Annotated in this window: 1 pseudogene; it reads left to right on the forward strand. The window is 64.6% G+C overall.

The window, feature by feature from the left end:
- Window positions 1-210: 210 nt before the first annotated feature.
- Window positions 211-751: pseudogene (locus L8F96_RS18560) on the forward strand (hypothetical protein); the annotation flags it as partial.

The raw sequence follows: 751 nt of genomic DNA on the forward strand, positions 1-751 counted from the left end.
GGGCGCTTAGCTGCCGGGCTCCGGCGCATGAACGAATGGCCTTCATCCGGTTTGGCGCTCCGAGATGTACGAGCTGTTTCACCAGACTGTCGTCCAGAGGACGTGACCTGGCGCCTGATCCCCGCGTCCGCAACCGCGTCCCGCGCCAGCCTTGCCGTGTTCAGCGCGCCCATTTAGCATCAACGGCCACCTGAAGGGACGTCAGAACGCATGCAGGCAGGATCGCTCTCGCAGTATTTCACCGGCGTGGGTGTGAAGAGCGTGACCGGTACCGAAGTCGATCCCACGGTATCACGCGGCCACGAGTTTCAGGGTGTCGACAGCTTCCGCGCGTTTCTGGGTACGCCATCGGAAAAGGTGGCGGTGCCGGTCAAATGGGTGTGGCTTTCGGATGATGCACCGCCGCTGGTGCTGCCGCTCACCGGTACGTGGTACGACAGCCGTCGCGGCAAGTCGCATCGTGGACCCGAGTACCGCCTCTATTATCCGGCGGCCGCAGAGGACGTGGTGTACCGCGCGCACGCCAGTGACACCCTGTTCCTGTGCATGCCGCGCGACGGCGACCTGCTCGCTCTGCTCTGCCCGCACGACAGCTCGATCGAACAGCAGCTGCTCTGGCTGTTCGGATTGGAGCGTGGCGGTGCCGACCTGTTTCAGAAGGACTTCGACCAGACCAGTGGTCGCCCGCTCGACATCGCCGCGCGCCAGGTGCTCGACCTCATCGAGGTCGAGGTTACCGTCACCGGCGACC

Source organism: Sphingomonas panaciterrae, assembly GCF_036890205.1.
In the GTDB taxonomy this organism is placed as follows: Bacteria; Pseudomonadota; Alphaproteobacteria; order Sphingomonadales; family Sphingomonadaceae; genus Sphingomonas; species Sphingomonas panaciterrae.